This window comes from Microbacterium sp. bgisy207 (genome assembly GCF_965345035.1).
Taxonomy (GTDB): Bacteria; Actinomycetota; Actinomycetes; order Actinomycetales; family Microbacteriaceae; genus Microbacterium.
The window spans coordinates 85,350-103,712 of the sequence record NZ_CBDRMG010000009.1 but is presented as its reverse complement, the minus strand read 5'-3'; the positions used below and the strand labels follow the sequence as shown (position 1 = coordinate 103,712).

At 67.6% G+C, this 18,363-nt stretch carries 22 protein-coding genes and 2 tRNA genes; 9 read left to right on the top strand and 15 right to left on the bottom strand.

All coding sequences use genetic code 11. The features are described 5' to 3' along the window. Positions 1 to 24 precede the first annotated feature (24 nt). Together ACSGC5_RS10605 and ACSGC5_RS10600 are read right to left on the bottom strand one after the other, a co-directional pair. Complete coding sequence (locus tag ACSGC5_RS10605) at positions 25 to 1,590, bottom strand: APC family permease (RefSeq protein WP_434970589.1); 1,566 nt, start codon at positions 1,588 to 1,590, stop codon at positions 25 to 27. Between the two features lie 70 nt (positions 1,591 to 1,660). Then, on the bottom strand, positions 1,661 to 2,311 hold the full coding sequence (locus ACSGC5_RS10600) for a hypothetical protein (RefSeq protein ID WP_434970588.1): 651 nt from the start codon (positions 2,309 to 2,311) through the stop codon (positions 1,661 to 1,663). Positions 2,312 to 2,380: 69 nt separating this feature from the next. Here ACSGC5_RS10600 and ACSGC5_RS10595 point away from each other — a divergent pair, with 69 nt between their 5' ends. Beyond that, on the top strand, positions 2,381 to 3,280 hold the full coding sequence (locus tag ACSGC5_RS10595) for an acyl-CoA thioesterase (protein WP_434970587.1): 900 nt from the start codon (positions 2,381 to 2,383) through the stop codon (positions 3,278 to 3,280). 6 nt (positions 3,281 to 3,286) lie between these two features. On the opposite strand, the gene ACSGC5_RS10590 is transcribed toward ACSGC5_RS10595, so the two are convergent. From ACSGC5_RS10590 to msrA, 5 genes are all read right to left on the bottom strand, one after another. Beyond that, a complete protein-coding gene (locus ACSGC5_RS10590) occupies positions 3,287 to 3,799 on the bottom strand; it encodes an acyl-CoA thioesterase (protein WP_434970586.1) in 513 nt (170 codons plus the stop codon). Between the two features lie 7 nt (positions 3,800 to 3,806). Next, positions 3,807 to 5,486, bottom strand: a complete 1,680-nt coding sequence (ettA, locus tag ACSGC5_RS10585) for an energy-dependent translational throttle protein EttA (protein WP_434970585.1) — start codon at positions 5,484 to 5,486, stop codon at positions 3,807 to 3,809. 119 nt (positions 5,487 to 5,605) lie between these two features. Then, positions 5,606 to 6,112 carry a DUF6993 domain-containing protein gene (locus ACSGC5_RS10580; RefSeq protein WP_434970584.1) on the bottom strand — a complete coding sequence of 169 codons (507 nt, stop codon included), beginning with the start codon at positions 6,110 to 6,112 and terminating at the stop codon, positions 5,606 to 5,608. Positions 6,113 to 6,169: 57 nt separating this feature from the next. Beyond that, on the bottom strand, positions 6,170 to 6,661 hold the full coding sequence (locus tag ACSGC5_RS10575) for a single-stranded DNA-binding protein (RefSeq protein WP_434970583.1): 492 nt from the start codon (positions 6,659 to 6,661) through the stop codon (positions 6,170 to 6,172). Positions 6,662 to 6,822: 161 nt separating this feature from the next. After that, positions 6,823 to 7,347 carry a peptide-methionine (S)-S-oxide reductase MsrA gene (gene msrA, locus ACSGC5_RS10570; protein ID WP_434970582.1) on the bottom strand — a complete coding sequence of 175 codons (525 nt, stop codon included), beginning with the start codon at positions 7,345 to 7,347 and terminating at the stop codon, positions 6,823 to 6,825. Between the two features lie 119 nt (positions 7,348 to 7,466). On the opposite strand from msrA, the gene ACSGC5_RS10565 reads away from it, so the two are divergent. Beyond that, positions 7,467 to 7,685, top strand: a complete 219-nt coding sequence (locus ACSGC5_RS10565; protein ID WP_434970581.1) for a hypothetical protein — start codon at positions 7,467 to 7,469, stop codon at positions 7,683 to 7,685. Between the two features lie 22 nt (positions 7,686 to 7,707). Here ACSGC5_RS10565 and ACSGC5_RS10560 read toward each other — a convergent pair whose 3' ends face one another. After that, on the bottom strand, positions 7,708 to 9,132 hold the full coding sequence (locus ACSGC5_RS10560; RefSeq protein WP_434970580.1) for a PLP-dependent aminotransferase family protein: 1,425 nt from the start codon (positions 9,130 to 9,132) through the stop codon (positions 7,708 to 7,710). A 59-nt stretch (positions 9,133 to 9,191) separates the two neighbouring features. On the opposite strand from ACSGC5_RS10560, the gene ACSGC5_RS10555 reads away from it, so the two are divergent. Continuing rightward, on the top strand, positions 9,192 to 9,818 hold the full coding sequence (locus tag ACSGC5_RS10555) for a YczE/YyaS/YitT family protein (protein ID WP_434970579.1): 627 nt from the start codon (positions 9,192 to 9,194) through the stop codon (positions 9,816 to 9,818). Between the two features lie 138 nt (positions 9,819 to 9,956). On the opposite strand, the gene ACSGC5_RS10550 is transcribed toward ACSGC5_RS10555, so the two are convergent. After that, positions 9,957 to 10,029: transfer RNA gene (locus ACSGC5_RS10550), tRNA-Arg, on the bottom strand. Between the two features lie 63 nt (positions 10,030 to 10,092). Between ACSGC5_RS10550 and orn the strand changes: the two genes are divergently transcribed. The 5 genes from orn to ACSGC5_RS10525 all read left to right on the top strand — a co-directional run bounded on the left by orn (position 10,093) and on the right by ACSGC5_RS10525 (position 12,012). After that, the gene (gene orn / locus ACSGC5_RS10545; RefSeq protein ID WP_434970578.1) at positions 10,093 to 10,716 is read left to right on the top strand and encodes an oligoribonuclease; all 624 of its coding nucleotides are present in this window, start codon (positions 10,093 to 10,095) and stop codon (positions 10,714 to 10,716) included. A 36-nt stretch (positions 10,717 to 10,752) separates the two neighbouring features. Continuing rightward, positions 10,753 to 10,828 (top strand) — tRNA-His (locus tag ACSGC5_RS10540). A 34-nt stretch (positions 10,829 to 10,862) separates the two neighbouring features. After that, on the top strand, positions 10,863 to 11,213 hold the full coding sequence (locus ACSGC5_RS10535) for a metallopeptidase family protein (RefSeq protein WP_434970577.1): 351 nt from the start codon (positions 10,863 to 10,865) through the stop codon (positions 11,211 to 11,213). Further along, positions 11,204 to 11,506 (top strand): ATP-dependent Clp protease adapter ClpS, encoded by a 303-nt coding sequence (clpS, locus tag ACSGC5_RS10530; protein WP_434970576.1) that lies wholly within the window; start codon positions 11,204 to 11,206, stop codon positions 11,504 to 11,506. The genes ACSGC5_RS10535 and clpS overlap by 10 nt, the downstream gene beginning before the upstream one ends. Continuing rightward, positions 11,503 to 12,012: a DUF2017 family protein gene (locus ACSGC5_RS10525; RefSeq protein ID WP_434970575.1), complete on the top strand. Its 510-nt coding sequence runs from the start codon at positions 11,503 to 11,505 to the stop codon at positions 12,010 to 12,012. Before clpS ends, ACSGC5_RS10525 begins: the two co-directional genes overlap by 4 nt. 25 nt (positions 12,013 to 12,037) lie before the next feature. Here ACSGC5_RS10525 and ACSGC5_RS10520 read toward each other — a convergent pair whose 3' ends face one another. The 3 genes from ACSGC5_RS10520 to ACSGC5_RS10510 are packed head-to-tail and all read right to left on the bottom strand — an operon-like array spanning position 12,038 to position 14,244. Then, positions 12,038 to 12,628 carry a hypothetical protein gene (locus ACSGC5_RS10520; RefSeq protein WP_434970574.1) on the bottom strand — a complete coding sequence of 197 codons (591 nt, stop codon included), beginning with the start codon at positions 12,626 to 12,628 and terminating at the stop codon, positions 12,038 to 12,040. Further along, entirely contained in the window at positions 12,603 to 12,923 is a 321-nt protein-coding gene (locus ACSGC5_RS10515) for a hypothetical protein (RefSeq protein WP_434970573.1), read from the bottom strand. The genes ACSGC5_RS10520 and ACSGC5_RS10515 overlap by 26 nt, the downstream gene beginning before the upstream one ends. Positions 12,924 to 12,981: 58 nt before the next feature. Further along, entirely contained in the window at positions 12,982 to 14,244 is a 1,263-nt protein-coding gene (locus ACSGC5_RS10510) for a DNA polymerase IV (protein ID WP_434970572.1), read from the bottom strand. Positions 14,245 to 14,367: 123 nt separating this feature from the next. Between ACSGC5_RS10510 and ACSGC5_RS10505 the strand changes: the two genes are divergently transcribed. Then, the gene (locus ACSGC5_RS10505; RefSeq protein ID WP_434970571.1) at positions 14,368 to 14,988 is read left to right on the top strand and encodes a DUF2202 domain-containing protein; all 621 of its coding nucleotides are present in this window, start codon (positions 14,368 to 14,370) and stop codon (positions 14,986 to 14,988) included. A gap of 12 nt (positions 14,989 to 15,000) precedes the next feature. Here the strand turns inward: ACSGC5_RS10505 and gatB are convergent, their stop codons facing one another. From gatB to gatC, 3 genes are read right to left on the bottom strand one after another with little or no spacing between them, the layout of a single operon-like run. Continuing rightward, on the bottom strand, positions 15,001 to 16,533 hold the full coding sequence (gene gatB / locus ACSGC5_RS10500; protein ID WP_434970570.1) for an Asp-tRNA(Asn)/Glu-tRNA(Gln) amidotransferase subunit GatB: 1,533 nt from the start codon (positions 16,531 to 16,533) through the stop codon (positions 15,001 to 15,003). Beyond that, positions 16,533 to 18,059 carry an Asp-tRNA(Asn)/Glu-tRNA(Gln) amidotransferase subunit GatA gene (gatA, locus tag ACSGC5_RS10495; protein ID WP_434970569.1) on the bottom strand — a complete coding sequence of 509 codons (1,527 nt, stop codon included), beginning with the start codon at positions 18,057 to 18,059 and terminating at the stop codon, positions 16,533 to 16,535. The genes gatB and gatA overlap by 1 nt, the downstream gene beginning before the upstream one ends. Next, positions 18,056 to 18,355 carry an Asp-tRNA(Asn)/Glu-tRNA(Gln) amidotransferase subunit GatC gene (gene gatC, locus ACSGC5_RS10490; protein WP_434970568.1) on the bottom strand — a complete coding sequence of 100 codons (300 nt, stop codon included), beginning with the start codon at positions 18,353 to 18,355 and terminating at the stop codon, positions 18,056 to 18,058. Before gatC ends, gatA begins: the two co-directional genes overlap by 4 nt. Between the last annotated feature and the right edge of the window lie 8 nt (positions 18,356 to 18,363).

The window sequence follows — 18,363 nt, the reverse complement described above, 5'->3', positions numbered from 1 at the left end:
GAGGGTCGACGCGCCGGGGCCGGTTCAGGTCAGCCCACCGTCCACCGAGCGGCCGTACTCTGACGGCGCGTCCCGGACGAGCACGGGCGTGTCACGGTTCAGGCTCTCCCCCCGGAAGAAGGACTTCGCACGGGGGAACAGGAACCACAGGAGCATCAGCACAACACCGAACGCGAGCGCTCCGATTCCCAGCACGAAAGTGCCGCCGACCCCGAGAAGCACCGTGTATCCGTAATCGACGTCGTACATGTCGATCGCGGATTGCACGAAGGCGTACGTCAGGGTGAGGGCGCCCAGGAGGGGAAAGAGGAACTTGTAGAAGAAGTTCCTGCGAGATGTGAACAGCTCCCGCCGGAAGTACCAGACGCAGGCGTAGCCGGTGATCGCGTAGTAGAACGCGATCGCAAGACCGAGCGAAAGAATCGAGTCCTGCAGGATGTTGTCGCTGATCAGGGTCATGCCGACGTAGTAGACGATGGCGACGATGCCCATGACCAGCGTCGAGAACGACGGCGTCCGAAAGCGCGGGTGGACCGTCGCGAACTTCTTGGGCAGCGCGCGGTACGCGGCCATCGCGAGCGTGCCGCGCGCGGTCGGGAGGATGGTCGTCTGCGTCGACGAGATCGCCGACACCATGACGGCAACGATGAGTACCCAGCCGAGCGGGCCGAGAAGACCATCCTTGACGGCGATGAAGAAATCGTCGGCATTCGTCTCGTTCCCCAGGCCCGTGGGTCCGTCACCGAGACCCGCGTACATCATCGCCGCGACCGTGACGGTGACGTACGTCACCAGCAGGATCACCGTCGTCAGCAGCGCGGCAAGTCCCGGGATGCGCCGTGGGTCCTTCGTCTCCTCGTTCAGGGCCAGGGTGGTGTCCCATCCCCAGTAGATGAACAGCGCCAACAGGATCGCCTGCACGAACCCGCTCCAGTCGGCGATCGCGAACGGGTTGAACCACGACCACTCGAAGGGCGTGGGATCGGGCGCGCTGCCGCCGAAGAAGTGCCACAGCGCGGCCACGACGAAGATCGCCAGAGCGAGGTACTGCACCGACAGCAGGACGTTCTGGACCTTCTCCCCGATCTCCACGCCGCGCCAGCTCACCCAGGTCATGGCGGCGATGAAGACGACGCCCGTCACCGTGACCAAAGGTGCGTTGTCCGCCAGCAGCGCGTCCTGGGGGCTTCCGACGATCCCGTCGACGAGCGCCCACAGGTAGATTCCGCTGATCTGCGCGAGGTTGGCGAGCACCACCATCCCCGCGACCGCAACACCCCAGCCGCCCATCCAACCGACCCACGGTCCGAAGGCTTTCGTACCCCAGGTGAAGGTCGTCCCGCAGTCGGGTATCTCCCGGTTGAGCTCGCGGTAGGCATAGGCGATGAAGAGCATGGGCACGAACGCCAGCACGAAGATGATGGGCGCTTGCGCGCCGACCGCGATGACGATGAACCCCAGCGTCGCGACGAGCGAGTAGACCGGTGCGGTGGACGCCAGCCCGATGACCGTGGAGCCCCAGAGCCCCAGAGTGCCGGCCGCGAGGCCCTTCCCCTCCGGAGCGGTGAATGTGATCGGTGCAGTCGCCATTCCGTCACCGTAGGGGTCGCGCGAATTCGCGGTCAAGCATGAGTGTGCCGCCGTGACGACGGTCGCGGCGTCACGACGCGCCAGTGCGGCGAATGCCACCGGCACGCCGGACCAGCACGTGGCCCCGGCGAAGCGACAGTCGCAGCCATGCACCGGACTCCCGCAGCGGCACAGTCTCCGCATCCTGCCCGAGGAATCCGAGCACCTGCGCGACGAATCCGGCGCCCCGAGGCAGGCCATCCAGACGCGGATCGGATGCCCCCCACACCGCACTTCGGATCTGGCGCACCACGTCCTCCCCCGCGTTCGCCGGCACCGCGGTGGCGACGTCCTCCATTCCGCGGTGAGCGGCGGCGGCGAGATCCGTCGATGACAGGTGGCCGAGCAGGGTCCAATCCGCGACGGGCGGCGACACCCCTGCCCACGCTGCACGCATCCCCGCGTCGGGGAGCCGGAGGGCCTGACCGTCCGCGCGAAGCGATGCGCCGTCGACGACGACGTCGCAGGACAGCTCGGGGTCGGCGCCGAGAACGCGCACGCCCAGGACCGTCGGCGAGGTGTCGAGGATGCCCCGGGGTGCGATCGGCGCGCAGCTCATGACCAGGATGCCGTCGGCGGCGCGAAGCCTGACCGCGCCGTCTCCGACACGAGCCGCTCGCGAGGCGAAGGTCTGCGCGTCCACCGCGGTCTCGGCATCAGCGAGAATCAGGAGCGTGGGCATCCGACCTAAACTACCAAGCGAGAAAGGCGCCGCGCCCGCGGCGGCACATTCGCGCTCCGAGGAGGCTCGATGACCGACGGCACCTCCAGCGAGATCGTCGAGGCCGATCCCGTCGCGTCGCTTCTGGCCGTCCTCGATCTCTCCTCCAACGGCGCCCGGACGACAGAGGACATCTTCACGGGAGTCTCGCAGTCGATGCCGCTCGGTCGCGTCTATGGAGGGCAGGTGCTTTCGCAGTCCATCGTGGCCGCATCCCGCACGCTCCCGCCGGGACGGTCCGTGCACTCCATGCACGGCTACTTCCTTCGCCCGGGAGATTCGTCGGCCGAGATCACGTTCGCCGTCGATCGGATCCACGACGGCCGATCCTTCTCGACGCGCCGAACGCAGGCCTTTCAGGACGGCGTGCCGATCTTCTCGATGATCGCGTCGTTCCAGGACGAGGACCCGGGCCTCGAGCACGCGGCTCCGATGCCCGAGGGCATTCCTCGTGCCGAGGAGCTGCCTGACATCGAGGACCACCTGATCGGGCTTCACCCCATGAGCAAGCGCATGTTCACGGACCGCCCTCTCGATGTGCGCCACGTCCCCTCGCCCATCTACCTCCACGTGGAAGGCGAGCGCGTCCCCCGCCAGGCGGTGTGGTTCCGCACACGTCGGCGCTTCCCCGACGATCCCGACCTGCATCGCGCGGCCCTCGCGTACATGAGCGACATGACGATCCAGGAATCGGTCCTGCGCGCGCACGGAATCGCCTGGGCAACGCCGGGGCTCAAGGTCGCAAGTCTCGACCATGCCATGTGGTGGCATCGATTCGCCCGTGTCGACGAGTGGCTGTTGTACGTCCAGGAGTCACCGAATGCGCGGGGCGGTCGCGGACTGGCCACGGGCCGGATCTACACCGCTGATGGCATCCTGGTGGCAAGCGTCGCGCAGGAGATCACGATCCGGGTTCCCGACCACGCCTAGCTGTTGTCAGCGACGGTGACCGTATCGGAGCGGCTCACCGACATACGGCGCCCACGCCTCGCGTTCTCGCTCGCTCAGACGCAGCGGGCGGCCGGAATCGGCATCGACCTTCACGACGACCGTCGTCGCACGCGCATAGATCTCCTGCCCGCTCTCGCCCGCGGTCTCCCGCGGGCTGCACACCTCGTAGCAGACGTCGATACTCGAACCACCGAGCCGCCCGAACCACAGTTGCACATCGAGCGGGTGCCGCTGGTAGGGCACCGGGCGCACGTACTCGATCTCCTGGCGGGCGATGAGGGTGAGCACTCCGGAGTGAAGGCTCGAGTCCATGACGGCGGTCGGCGGAGCCGTCTCGCCGTCACCGGGCTGCCAGAACGCGCGCACACGCGCTTCCTCGAGCAACTTGAGCATCGACGTGTTGTTCACATGGTTGAACGCGTCGAGATCTCCCCAGCGCAGATGGATCGGCAGGTGGACCCGGGCTCCCCCCGCCGCGGGCTCTTCCGGCTCGGTCATCGCGAGTTCAGTCTCGCGTCAGCTTGCGGTATGTGGAACTCGCGCGGTTGAGAGCGTCGGGCCCGAGCCGTTCGAGCTTGTTTCGCTCATACGCCTCGAAGTTGCCCTCGAACCAATACCACGCATCCGGATTCTCGTCTGTCCCCTCGTAGGCGAGAATGTGGGTCGCGATGCGGTCCAGGAACCACCGGTCGTGGGTGATCACCACGGCGCAGCCGGGGAACTCGAGGAGGGCGTTCTCGAGCGACTGGAGAGTCTCGACGTCGAGGTCGTTCGTCGGCTCGTCCAGCAGGAGAAGGTTGCCGCCCTCCTTGAGGGTGAGCGCGAGGTTGAGGCGGTTGCGCTCACCGCCGGAAAGTACGCCGGCCTTCTTCTGCTGATCGGGCCCCTTGAAGCCGAACTTGGACACATAGGCGCGCGAGGGAATCTCCGTCTTGCCGACCGTGATGATGTCGAGGCCGTCGGACACGACCTCCCACAGGGTCTTGTTCGGGTCGATGTTCGAGCGAGTCTGGTCGACATAGCTGATCTTGACCGTCTCGCCGATCTTCAGTTCGCCGCCATCGAGCGGCTCGAGTCCGACGATCGTCTTGAACAGAGTCGTCTTGCCCACGCCGTTGGGGCCGATGACTCCGACGATTCCGTTGGGCGGAAGGCTGAAGCTCAGCCCATCGATGAGGGATCGCCCGTCGAAGCCCTTCTTGAGCTTCTTGGCCTCGATGACGACACTGCCCAGTCGCGGACCCGGCGGAATCTGGATCTCTTCGAAGTCCAGCTTGCGCGTACGCTCCGCCTCGGCGGCCATCTCCTCATAGCGCGCGAGACGCGCTTTGGATTTCGCCTGGCGGCCCTTCGTGTTGGAGCGGACCCACTCGAGCTCGTCCTTCAGCCGCTTCGCGAGCTTGGCATCCTTCTTGCCCTGGATGTCCAGTCGCTCGGCCTTCTTCTCGAGGTAGGTCGAGTAGTTGCCCTCGTACCCGATGAGCCGGCCGCGGTCGACTTCCGCGATCCACTCGGCGACATTGTCGAGGAAGTACCGGTCGTGCGTGATCGCGATGACCGCGCCCGCATACTTCTGCAGGTGCTGCTCCAACCACAGGACGCTTTCGGCGTCGAGGTGGTTGGTGGGCTCGTCGAGCAGCAGCAGATCGGGCTTCTGCAGCAGGAGCTTCGTCAGCGCGACACGCCGCTTCTCACCGCCCGAGAGGTGCGCGACCTGGGCGTCTCCCGGCGGTGTCCGCAGGGCGTTCATCGCCTGGTCGAGCTGCGAGTCGAGGTCCCACGCGTCGGCCGCGTCGATCTCTTCCTGCAACGTGCCCATCTCTGCGAGCAGGCTGTCGAAGTCGGCGTCCGGGTCGCTCATGAGTCCGGAGATCTCGTTGAAGCGATCGAGCTTGGCCTTGATCGCGATCCCGTCCTGGATGTTCTCAAGAACCGTCTTGGACTCATCGAGCTCGGGCTCTTGCATCAGGATGCCGACGCTGAACCCCGGCGTGAGCGTTGCCTCACCGTTCGACGGCGTGTCCAGACCCGCCATGATCTTCAAGATCGTCGACTTTCCGGCACCGTTGGGCCCCACCATGCCGATCTTCGCTCCTGGAAGGAACGCCATCGTCACGTCGTCGAGGATCAGCTTCTCGCCCACAGCCTTGCGGGCGCGGACCATCTGATAGATGTACTCAGCCATAGCCCGACCAGTCTACGGGCCGACCGGCGACGCCCCGTTCAGTGGTCGCCGGCGGGCGGGCGGCACGGGGCCGGCCCCGCATCCCGCCGGCCCGTGCCGGGCGATGTGTCGGACGACTGTCACCAGTCGATCGGCCGCGTGTCGCCGATGAGGCACCGCTCGGTTGCGAGACCCGGCATGACCGCGACAACCGGATCGCCGGTGGACGGCCCGACCTGACCGACCAGACACTCATCCCCCCACCTCACCGAGAACTGGATGCTCTCGGCGGGGTTGCCGACGGTGGATTCGTCGTACGTGACCTCCATGGCCGACTTATCGAACCCTGCCTGGACCAGAGCGTCGATGTATGCGCGGCCCTGGAATCGCTGATCCGTCGCCCACACTGCTGTCACCACGTCGGCGAAGAACGGCAACGCCTGATCGGCATCCGTCGCCTCGCTCAGCTGCTGCGGCGTCGGGGTCGGCGTCTCCGTCGCCGTCGGTGGGGCACTGGCTGTCTCGCTCGGCGTCGGTGTCGGCGAGGGGCTGGGGGTGCACCCGGCGAGCCCGATCGCGGCGGCGGCGACGATTGCCGCCACTCGTGAGGCGCGCGGGCGACCGGCCGCCTCGCGCGGAGCGGTCATTCGAGCAGCACACACGCAGAGGAGTCTAGAGCCCCGCACCCCGCGGCTCCCTGAGAGCTAGAACGGCGTCTCGCTGACCGCGTGCAGGGCAGGGCGAGTGCCGTCGGCACCTCCGGGGGCCGCCCAGCCATCCTCCGCCGCCGCAGGTACGGGTGGGGTGTTCGGCTCCGACACCGAGGCGGCAGTTTGCGCGCTCGACTGTTTGGTGTAGGTCGCCGTGCCCCATCGCAGATCGTGCCCGAGCGTCTCGGCGTCGATCTCGATGCTGACTCCCTTCTTCCCCCCGGACTCCCACGCACGAAGTCGTAGCCGGCCGGTGACGACCAGGGGCTCGCCTTTGGAGACCGAGGCGGCGACGTGTTCCGCCAGTCCGCGGAACGCCGACACGTTGTACCAGTTCGTCCCGTCGTCGACCCAGCTGCCGCTTGATCGGTCGAAGTGGCGCTGGGCGCTGGCGAGGCGGAAGTTCGCCACCGGCATGCCGCCCGTGGTGACTTTGAATTCCGGTGGAGTGGCCACGTTTCCGGTGACCGTGATGACGTCTGACATTTCTCCCTTTCCCGTCCGGACCTGTTCCGGACTGCGCTGGTACCCGAGTGCCCGTCGGGTACCAGCGCCGAGATCAGGCTCGCCGATCAGCGGCCGCTACCGCGCGCGGTGCAGCGGTGTCGTGAACGCACCACCCATCGCGCGCGGCTGGGGAGGAATGCTCAGGCGGTGACGTACTCGGCGAAGCGGGCCCGCACCTTGTTGACCTTCGGTACCGCCACGGCCAGGCAGTACCCCTGCGTGGGGTTCTTCGCGAAGAAGTCCTGGTGGTACTCCTCGGCGGGGTAGAACGTTCCGAGCGGCTCGATCGTCGTGACGATCCCGCCGTCCCACCACTGCGCCGCACGATCACGCGCTGCCTCGAAAAGCTCGCGCTGCTCGTCATCTGCCGGGAACATCGCGCTGCGGTACTGGGTTCCGATGTCATTGCCCTGACGGTTGAGCTGACGCGGATCGTGCATCGTGAAGAACGCGTCGAGGATCACGTCGTCGGAGATGACGTCGGGGTCGAAGGTCACCGCGACAGCCTCGGCATGACCGGTGCGCCCGGTGCAGACCTGCTCATACGAGGGATTCTCGACAGCGCCGCCGACGTAACCCGAGACAACCGACGAGACGCCTCGCAGTGCGCGGTATGCCGCGTCGAGGCACCAGAAGCAGCCCCCGGCAAGAACGAACGTGTGCATGATTTCTCCTTGTTGTGCGCCGGATCCGCGGCGCCACTGGAGACAACAGTCTCGCGGGATCTGCTGTTCCCCGCATCCGTGTCGGTGGTCGGATCTATGTTCGACTCGGAGGGAGAGGGATGACGACACCACGCATACGGCTCGTACCGATCGGAATCGACACCTGGCGAGTGGTGCACGACGACCTCGGGCCCATCGGGCAGGTGCGGGCCGGATGGGACGAGCAGGGCGAGCACTACGCGGTGAAGCGGTTTCATCCGCGCGATCGCCGCTTTCACGTGCTCGGCCGATTCTGGAACAAGGATGACGCCATCGACGCGCTCGTCCTGTCGACATGACGCGAGCATCGATGCCGGGAGGTCACACCGGCGCGCTCCAGAGGTCACGCACGCCGCGTGGCGCATCCCGCAGCACGCCCGGCCAGATCTGCGCCAAGATCTCGACGGCACGCCGCAGGTCAGCGGGCGGCCCCGTGAAGGGAATGCGCAGGTGGCGCTCGTTCCCCCCCTCGAGAGCGAACCGGGGACCGGCAGCCAGCAGCAGTCCCGCCGAGCGAGCCTGAAGCACGAGCGCAGAACTCAGTGGCGCATTCAGTTCGACCCAGAGCGCGACACCCCCGTCCACTGACGGCACGCGCCACTCGGGCAGCCGTTCCGCGAGGGCCGAGACGAGCGTGTCCCGACCCTCCCGCAGGAACTCCCCTCGATGTCGCGCGATCTCAGGAAGGCGGGGCACGAGTCCCGTTGCGACGGCCTGTTCGAACTCCGGGGTGCCGAGATCGTACGCGGGCCGCTCTTGCACGAGTCGATCGATCAGCTCGTGATCGGTCCGGATCCATCCGACGCGAAGACCGCCCCACACGGTCTTGCCGAGCGAACCCACGCGGATCACGAGGGATTCGTCATCGGTGCGGAAGCCGCGGTCGCAGGGACCGCGATCGATGTCGAGGTCTGCGGTGGTCTCGTCGATCACGAGGCGTGTTCCCCAGCGACGCGCGGCGGCGAGCACTGTCTCTCGTTCATGCGCCGACATGCTGCGCCCGGTAGGATTCTGGAAGTCGGGCATGAGGTACGCGAGCACCGGACGCGTCCGCGCGAACGACTCCTCGACGCGCTCCAGATCCCACCCGGACTCGGCGGCGACGGGTATGCCGACCAGTCGCCCGCCCGCGCGGCGCAGGGCGTCTGCGGCGTGCGGGTACGTCGGAGTCTCGATTGCGACACGCTCACCGCGGTTGACCAGCACGCTCGAGAGCAAGTGGATCGCGCTCTGCGCGCCGGCGGTGATCATGACGTGGCGGGGCTCGGTCGGAAGCCCGCGCGCGCGGAAGTGTTCCGCGATCGCCTCACGCAGCTCTGCGCGGCCCAGAACGTCGTATCCCGATCGCGAGGCGAGGGTGGCCGCCTCGGCGGCGACATCCGCCATGTGTCCGGCAAGACCCGGCCATGCGGGTGGACTCGCCTGCTGCAAATCGATCGTGCCCGTCGCCCCCAAGACGCGCGCCACCTCGCGCCGACCGAGCGGGAGCGTGACGCTGCCGGAGCCGCGAACGCTGCTGATGTGGCCCGAGTCCCGCAAGCTCTGGTACGCCATTGACACGGTGCTGCGACTGATGCCCAGCGCCGACGCGAGTTCGCGTTCCGCGGGAAGCGCGGTTCGGGGCGCGATGCGATTGTCGAGGCACAGCAGACGGATGCCGTCCGCGAGAGCCTCGTATGCGGGCTCGCGTGTGCGCCAGCCGCCCAACGCAACGGTGAGCGCACGAGCGGACATTCGTGACTCCATGGCCACTCCTTCCCAATTGGACTGGTCGCCGCAGTCCACTTCTGGACTTGGATGGTGCCATGGTCCGCCGTATCGTGCAACTTCTCATCGGCCTCCCCCTCTACGGCGCAGGTGCGGCCCTGACAGTGGCGGCAGGGCTCGGTGTCGACCCGTGGACTGTCTTCGCCGAGGGGCTCTCGCTTCGCACCGGTATCGGGGTCGGCTGGATGACGAACATTCTCGGGCTGCTGATCCTGCTGGCGTGGATTCCGCTTCGCCAGCGTCCTGGAATCGGCACCATCGCCAACATCCTGATCGTCGGCACCGCGATGCAGATCACCCTGTGGCTGCTGCCGCCCATTTCGGGCTTTCTCGCGCAGCTGGCCGTCCTCGTGGGCGGAATCGTGCTGGTCGCGATCGCCTCGGGTCTGTACATCGGAGCACGATTCGGACCCGGACCCCGGGACGGTCTCATGACCGGTCTTCGGAGCCGCTTCGGGATGCCGATCTGGGCGGCGCGGGCGAGTGTCGAGGTGACGGTGCTCATTCTGGGATGGCTGTTGGGCGGCACTGTCGGACTGGGCACCGTGCTGTTCGCCCTGACGATCGGACCTCTCGTTCATGTGACGCTGCCGCTGTTCGACACGGCACGCAGACGGCATCCGGCGTCGCCGCTGGCTCCGGCGCCACTGGTCACACCGAGGTAGGAGAAGTGTGCCCCCGCGCCCTCCCGCCACTCCACGCGCCGCGACGCGACGCGCGGAGCCTCCGGCGGCAGGGGCCCGTGAATCGGGCGGTGTAGAGACGGAGAGGACCGCCCCTCCGGGACGGTCCTCTCCATCTCGTGCCCCCGACAGGACTCGAACCTGTAACCGGCGGATTAGAAGGCCGCTGCTCTATCCATTGAGCTACGGAGGCGCATCTCCCAGATTACCGGGAGCCGCCAGGGCACCCGGGAGGCCCCGCTCTAGGATGGGCGGCATGGCCTCGAGCGAGAACGACCGTCTGGTGTGGATCGACTGCGAGATGACCGGGCTGGATCTCGCCGTCGATGAACTCGTCGAGATCGCCGTCATCGTCACCGACTTCGAACTACGCCCCCTCGACCCGGGCTTCCAGGTCGTGATCAAGCCTGACGCCTACGCGCTGGCGAACATGAACGAGTTCGTCACCAGCATGCATCAGAAGTCGGGGTTGCTCGAGGAGATCCCGAATGGCGTGAGCGTGGCCGAGGCGGAGTTCGAGGTTCTCGAGTACATTCAGCGTTTCGTTCCGCAAGAGGGCAAGGCGCCCCTCGCTGGCAACACGATCGGCACTGACCGAATGTTCCTCGCGAAGTACATGCCCAGGGTCGATCGGTGGCTCCACTACCGCAACGTCGATGTATCCAGCATCAAGGAGCTCGCGCGACGCTGGTATCCGCGCGCCTACATCCACGCCCCGGCGAAGGATGGCGGCCACCGCGCTCTCGCCGACATCAGTGAATCCCTGCGTGAACTGGCGTATTACCGCAGCGTCGTCTTCGTTCCCGAGCCCGGACCCACAAGCGACGATGCCAAGCAGGCGGCGGCTGCCGCCGTGTCGGCGTTCACCTCCGGCGTGTGAGAGAATCTTTTGGTTGCCCGCCTCGGTGGGCACATGGTGGGTATAGCTCAGTTGGTAGAGCACCTGGTTGTGGTCCAGGGGGTCGCGGGTTCAAGTCCCGTTACTCACCCCAATGAAGCCGTGAACGACACCGGCAGGGTGCGGCCATGATCGAGATGGATGCGGAAACCTTCGAGCAGTTGGTCGTCGACGAGCTCGATCGCCTTCCCGACGACATGGTCGATGGCCTCGACAACGTCGTCTTCGTGGTCGAGGATCGTGGCGAAGACGGTTCGCTGGATCTTCTCGGACTGTATGACGGTTGGGCGCTCACCGAACGCGACAGGTACGGCGCGGGCGAGCTGCCCGACCGGATTATCGTCTATCGTGAAGCGCACTTGGCGGCGTGCGACGACCTCGACGAGCTTCGCGCCGAGATCCATACGACTCTTGTCCACGAAATCGCACACTTCTACGGCATTGACGACGACCGACTCCACGAGTTGGGATGGGCATGATGAACACGGCGACTCTCCCCCGTGCCGACGAGGATCTCGAACTGCGTGGCGCACCCGAAACGCCCTGGCAGACAGTGGTGTGGAACGATCCGGTCAACCTGATGAGCTACGTGACACACGTCTTCCGCACATACTTCGGATTCAGTGCTGAGCGGGCAGAGTCGCTGATGCTCGCCGTGCACCACGATGGCCACGCCGTGGTCGCGGAAGGAGCGCGCGAGCAGATGGAACTGCATGTCCACGCGATGCACGACTACGGGCTGACTGCCACGGTCCGGAGGGCCCCGCAATGACGCGCGAGCTCGTGATGGCGATCACGCGGGTGGAAGCGCTTCACCTGTCCCAGATGACACAGCAGTTCCTGGATCTGCTCGAGGCGACGACGGATGCCGCCAGCGACGAGGCGGTTGCCCGGCTCGTTCCGGACGGATACAGCGACGACGATGACGCGGCGCGCGAGTTCCGGCGCCTGACGGAGCGAGAACTGCTCGAGCGTCGTCACGTCGATGCCCAGGCCGTTCTCGAGATCCTCCGCCCGACGCTGCCCGACCAGCCGATCGCGCCCGACGACGCGTCTCTCACCGAGGAGGTCGTCGTCCATGCGAGTGCTGACGACGTCGGCGCACTCCTGCGCACCCTGTCGGCGATCCGCCTCGTCCTCGCCACGCGCCTGGGCATTCAGAGCGAAGACGACCACGATTCGACCGATCCGAGGTTCGGGATCTACGACTGGCTCGGCTACCGGCTCGACAGCCTGATCGCCGCGATCGACTCGGATTCGCCGCCCACGGCACCCTGACGACGCCCGCAGCCCTTAGCTGCGCTCAGGGCACGACCACATGGTGAGTGGCGTGGGCCGCCGGATCGTCGCGGTCGATATGACGCTGCTCCTGTCGTGCCCACCTCTCCCAGTGCGGCCGGTAGGTGTCGCCATCCCGCTCGAGGGCGCGTTCTCGACGCGACGGCTCCGGCGACTCGACCCACACGCGCACCTGCGCCAACTCGGCAGTAACCGGGGTGAGGATGCCCGAGCCCTCCACGAGCAGCGGCAGACCGGCATCCACCTCGTGCGTCTCGGCGTATGCGGCCGCCTCCCAGTCCCACCGGCGCCACGCTCCGCGCCGCCCTCGGGCGTGCGGGGTCAGAACGTGTCGCGCGACGTCGTCGACAGCGGCATCCAGCCCGTCCCACCCCGGGTAGGTCGAGTCCAACGCCAGCACCTGAGGTGACAGCGGCAGCGGCCACTGACCCACAAGGAGTCGCGCCAGGCTGGTCTTTCCAGCCCCACTGCGTCCGTCGATGAGCACGACAGGGGCTTCGATCCCCAGAGCGAGGAGGTCGGCGCGCAGCAGCTCCGTCGCCCCCGTCAATGCGTCGGCGACGAGAGCGTCACTTCTTGAGGGCGCGAATGACACGGATCAGCACATGCCCGGCAACCCAGACGAAAGGAATACCGACCGCGAGGAGCGAGACCAGGTTGGGCTCGAAACGCAGATCGTCACCGCGGCGAATGTACGCGCCGATGGGGATCGCCGTGCCTCCGGCGCCACCGCCGCCGTTGCCGCTCTCGTCGGAGCCGCCGCCGAAACCCGACGACGCGAGCGCGACGGGAATGATCCGGATGCCGTCGACGTCCTGCTGTTCTCCGTAGATGCCGGAGACGCCGAAGGATGCTGCCTGCTTGCCGATTTCGAGCGCGATGTTGGGCATGAGCCCCACGCTACCCGCACCGAGCGTCCGAGGACAGGCCGAAATGGGCCGGGTCGTGTCAGTTCGGCATGTCGCGCGGAGGACGCGGATTCGAGGGCAGGCTTCCGCCCCCGCGTTCGGTGATGAGTGTCGCGCGGGTGACGGCTCCTCGACCGAAGCGGGCCGTCGCGGTGTCCAGCGCGGACTCGACACGTCGCCACTCGCCGTCATCGTCCCAGAGCGCCGGCGCAGACTCAGCCACTGGCCGAAGCTTCTCGGCGCGGACCCCCACGAGCCTCACGGGCAGGCGCCGGTCGATGTCGTCGAACAGTTCGAGAGCGACATCTCCGATCCGCTGACCGACCGAGCTGGGTTCAGGGAGCGTGCGTGAGCGCGAGACGGTACTGAAATCGGAGAAACGCACCTTGATCGCCACGCTGCTCGCCTCCCACGACGCCGCGCGCAGGCGCGCCGCCACGCGGTCAGAGAGGCGCCGCAGCTCCGAGCGCAGCACCGCCGCATCGCCGATATCCGTGCGGAACGTCTCCTCGTGACCGACGCTCTTCTCCACGCGGGTCGTCGTGACCTCTCGTGCATCGCGCCCGCGGGCAAGATTCCAGACCCGCTCACCCATCGCGGCGCCGAGCGCACGGTCGAGAACCGCGCGCGGTGTCTCGATCACATCGGAGACGGTGTGGATGCCGCGCGAGGCGAGCGCCTCGGCAGCCTTCGGCCCCACTCCCCACAGAGCGCGAACCGGGCGCGGTGCGAGGAACGCGGCGGTGTCGGCCTCGGCGATGATCAACAGACCGTCGGGCTTGCTCATCGTCGAGGCCATCTTGGCGACGTGCTTTGTCGCCGCCGCCCCGACGCTGCACGTCAGCCCGGTTTCGTCCTTCACCCGCGCCCGAAGCATCCGGGCAATGGTGCCGGGAGGGCCCCAAAGCCGGCGCGCCCCGCGCACGTCGAGGAACGCCTCGTCGATCGAGAGCGGCTCCACCAGCGGGGTGATGTCGTGGAACACCCGCATGACTTCACGCGAGAGCGCAACGTAGCGATCGAAGTGGGGTGGTACGACGATCGCCTGCGGACACAGCCGCAGAGCCTGCCCGACGGGCATCGCGGCGCGCACGCCGAACGCGCGCGCTTCGTACGACGCGCTCGAGACCACCGAGCGGCTCTCCGGCGCCCCGATGATGAGGGGCTTGCCTGCCAACGACGGATCATCCAGCACCTCGACGGCGGCATAGAACGCGTCCATGTCGACATGCAGGATGTCGGCCCCGGTGTCATCGGCGTCCTCCGCCGACACGAGGCGATCGCGCCCATCCCCGCGTCCCATGCCCCTATTCTCCTCCGCCCCTCCGACAGCGGGCGGAGGGCTTTCTCACGGTCGTCCTTCAGCCGGAGGATCCGCATCCGCTATACCCTAGGGGGTATCAGAATCCATGATTCACAGGAGTACATGATGATCGCCTCGAAGGCGGCGAGGCTGGCCACATCGGCCGCTCTTGCTGCGCTGATCTCCACCACCGTCGTACTTGCCGGGTGCACAGCGTCCCCGCCTGAGAGCACGACCGTCGATCCTGTTGCGCCGACCGCTTCGCTGTCGACCCCGCCCTCCACCTCACCGGAGCCGCTCGAATCCGACGTCGCGGCCGATGCCGAGACCGAGCTTCGCGCCCAGCTGCTCTACCTCATCGAAGAGGAGAAGCTCGCGCACGACGTGTACACGGTGCTCGGTGATACGTGGGGCGGCAACGTGTTCGTGAACATCGCGGCGTCCGAGACCACTCATCAGGAGGCCGTCGCCGCGCTGCTTCCCGACTACGGGCTGACCGATCCGCGCGTGAACGAGGTGGGCCTCTTCCAGGACGCGAGCCTGCAGACCCTCTACGATCAGCTGATCGCCGAGGGCATGCGCTCCCGCGATGACGCGATCGACGTCGGCGTCCTCATCGAGCAGACCGACATCGCCGACCTCACCGAGGCTCTCGATGATGCACCGGATGACGTCGCCGTCGTCCTCGAACGTCTGCTCGCCGGGTCACAGAATCACCTTGCCGCCTTCGAGCGGCAGGCCTGAACCGGGCACCGATCAGGCCTGCCCAGCGCGCTCCAGAATCAGCTCACGCACGCGCGCGGCATCCGCCTGCCCTTTCATCGCTTTCATGACGGCGCCGATGATCGCGCCGGCAGCCTGAACCTTGCCGTCGCGGATCTTCTCGAGCACATCCGGCTGGGAGGCCAGCGCCTCGTCGATCGCGGCAATGAGCGCTCCGTCGTCCGAGACGACAGCGAGCCCTCGTGCGTCCACGACCTCCTGGGGCGTGCCCTCACCCGCGATGACACCCTCGAGCACCTGGCGGGCGAGTTTGTCGGTGAGCGTTCCCGCATCCACGAGCGCCTGCAGCGCCGCCACGTCAGCCGGGGAGACGAGCTCGCTCGCCTCCCGCTCCTGGGCGTTCGCGATGCGGGCGATCTCGCCGGTCCACCACTTGCGCGCGGCAGCCGGCGACGCACCCGCCGCGATCGTCGCCTCCACCTCGGCGAGGATGCCCCCATTGGCGACGTCCTGGAACTCCAGGTCCGTGAAGCCCCACTCGGTCTTCAGGCGCCGACGCCTCGCTGCCGGGGGTTCGGGCAGCGCCGCGCGCAGTTCCTCGATCAGCTCGAGCGACGGCTCGACCGGCAGCAGGTCGGGCTCGGGGAAGTACCGGTAGTCGTCGGCATCCGACTTCGGGCGTCCCGGCGAGGTCGTCCCGGTGTCTTCGTGCCAGTGGCGGGTCTCCTGGATGATCGTGCCGCCGGCGGCGAGGATCGCGGCCTGGCGCTGGATCTCGTGGCGCACCGCCCGCTCGACCGACCGCATCGAGTTGACGTTCTTGGTCTCGGTGCGCGTCCCCAGGGGCGCCGGCGGCTCTCCCGGGGCGGTACGGGGACGCAACGACACGTTGGCATCGCACCGGAGGTTTCCGCGCTCCAGTCGCGCCTCCGAGATGCCCAGCGACAGCACGATGTCGCGGATGGTCCGTACGTATGCCTTGGCCACCTCGGGTGCACGGTGCTCGGCGCCGAAGATCGGCTTGGTGACGATCTCGACGAGGGGCACACCGGCGCGGTTGTAGTCGACCAGCGAATACTCGGCGCCCTGGATGCGGCCGGTTGCCCCGCCCATGTGGGTGAGCTTGCCGGCATCCTCCTCCATGTGGGCCCGCTCGATCGGGACCTCCACGATCGTGCCGTCTTCGAGCTCGACCTCGACGGTGCCCTCGAAGGCGATCGGCTCGTCGTACTGCGAGATCTGGTAGTTCTTTCCGAGGTCGGGATAGAAGTAGTTCTTGCGCGCGAACCGACTCGACGGGGCGATCGAGCACCCCAGCGCCAGGCCGAGGCTGATCGACGAACGCACCGCGGTCTCGTTGACGACCGGCAGCGCGCCCGGAAGCCCCATGTCGACGGGAGCGACGAGGGTGTTGGGCGCAGCGTCGTGGTTGTCGGCGTGAGCGGGGTTGCCGGCGGGCGAGAACATCTTCGTGCGGGTGTTCAGCTCGACGTGCACCTCGAATCCGAGCACGGGCTCGAACAGCTCGAGCGCCTTGTCGAAGTCCATCAGCTTCGCGGTGGCCATCAGGCTCGCCCTCCCATCGATGCCCCCAGGACCGGCGCCCGATCCAGCAGGGGTCCTCCCCACTCATCGACCAGCAACGCCTCCAGCGCCGCCCCGACCCGGTAGAGGCGGGCATCCTGCCGCGCGGGGGCGAGGAACTGGATGCCGACCGGTAGGCCGTCCTCGGCAGCCAGGCCCGACGGGAGAGAGATGCCGGGCACACCGGCGAGGTTCGCGGGGATCGTCGCGACGTCGTTCAGGTACATCTGCATGGGGTCGTCGACCTGCTCGCCCAGGCGGAACGCGGTGGTCGGCGCTGTCGGGGTCGCGATGACGTCGACCTGCTCGAACGCCTCGTCGAAGTCGCGCTGGATGAGCGTGCGTACCTTCTGCGCCGACCCGTAGTACGCGTCGTAGTATCCGGCGCTGAGCGCGTAGGTGCCGAGGATGATGCGGCGCTTGACCTCGTCGCCGAACCCGGCATCCCGGGTCGCCGCCATGACGTCTTCGACCGTGCCGCCGGGGACGTCGACCCGCAGTCCGAAGCGCACGGAATCGAACTTGGCGAGGTTGCTGGATGCCTCAGCCGGAAGGATCAGGTAGTACGCGGCGACCCCGTACTCGAAGTGGGGTGCGCTGATCTCGACGATCTCGGCTCCCTGGGCCTCCATGGCCGCGAGCGCTTCCCGGAAGGATGCCGAGACGCCGGGCTGGAATCCGCTGTCGGGCAGCTCGCGGATGACGCCGACCCGCAGGCCCTTGAGCACATCGCCGCGGGCACCCTCGCGGGCGGCATCCGCGAACGAGGGCCAGTGCTCGTTCAGCGAGGTGGAGTCGTGCGGGTCGTGCCCGCCGATGACGTCGTGGAGCAGGCCCGCGTCGAGCACGGTGCGGGTGACGGGGCCGATCTGATCGAGGCTCGAGGCCAGGGCGATCGCCCCGTACCGGCTGACCGCGCCGTAGGTCGGCTTGACGCCGACGGTTCCGGTCACGTGCGCGGGCTGGCGGATCGAACCGCCCGTGTCCGATCCCAGCGCGAGAGGCGCTTCGAACGCGGCGACCGCTGCCGCCGATCCGCCGCCGGAGCCGCCGGGGATGCGGTCGAGGTCCCAGGGGTTGTGGGTGGGACCGTACGCGGAGTGCTCGGTCGACGAGCCCATCGCGAATTCGTCCATGTTCGTCTTGCCCAGTGGCACGAGCCCGGCGGCGCGGGCGCGGGCGACGACCGTCGCGTCGTACGGCGAGACGAACCCCTCGAGGATGCGGGAACCGCTCGTGGCGGGCATGTCGGTCGTGACCAGCACGTCCTTGATCGCCAGCGGCACCCCGGCAAGCGGCGGAAGGTCCTCCCCCGCCGCCCGACGGGCATCGATGGTCTCGGCGACCTCGATGGCGTGATCGCTGACGTGCAGGAAGGCGTGGATGTCGGCATCCACCGCCGCGATGCGGTCGAGGTGCGCGCGGGTCGCCTCGACACTCGAGACCGCACCGGTGCGCAGCTGCTCGGCGAGGTCGGCCGCGCTCAGGCGGATGAGGTCGTCGCTCACTGCTCTTCTCCCAGGATCGCGGTGACCCGGAACCTGCCATCGGCAGCATCCGGCGCATTCTGAAGCACCTGCTCGGGGGTGAGCATGTCGCCCGGCTCGTCGGGGCGGAAGACGTTCTGCAACGGGATCGGATGGCTCGTCGCCACCACATCGGGGGTCGCGACCTGCGAGACCTTGGCGATGTTGTCGACGATCACGTCGAGCTGCCCCGTCAGGCGCTCCACCTCCTCGTCGCTCAGGTGGATCCGGGCGAGCACGCCGAGATGGCGCACGAGATCGGGGGTGATTTCAGACACCGGACCAT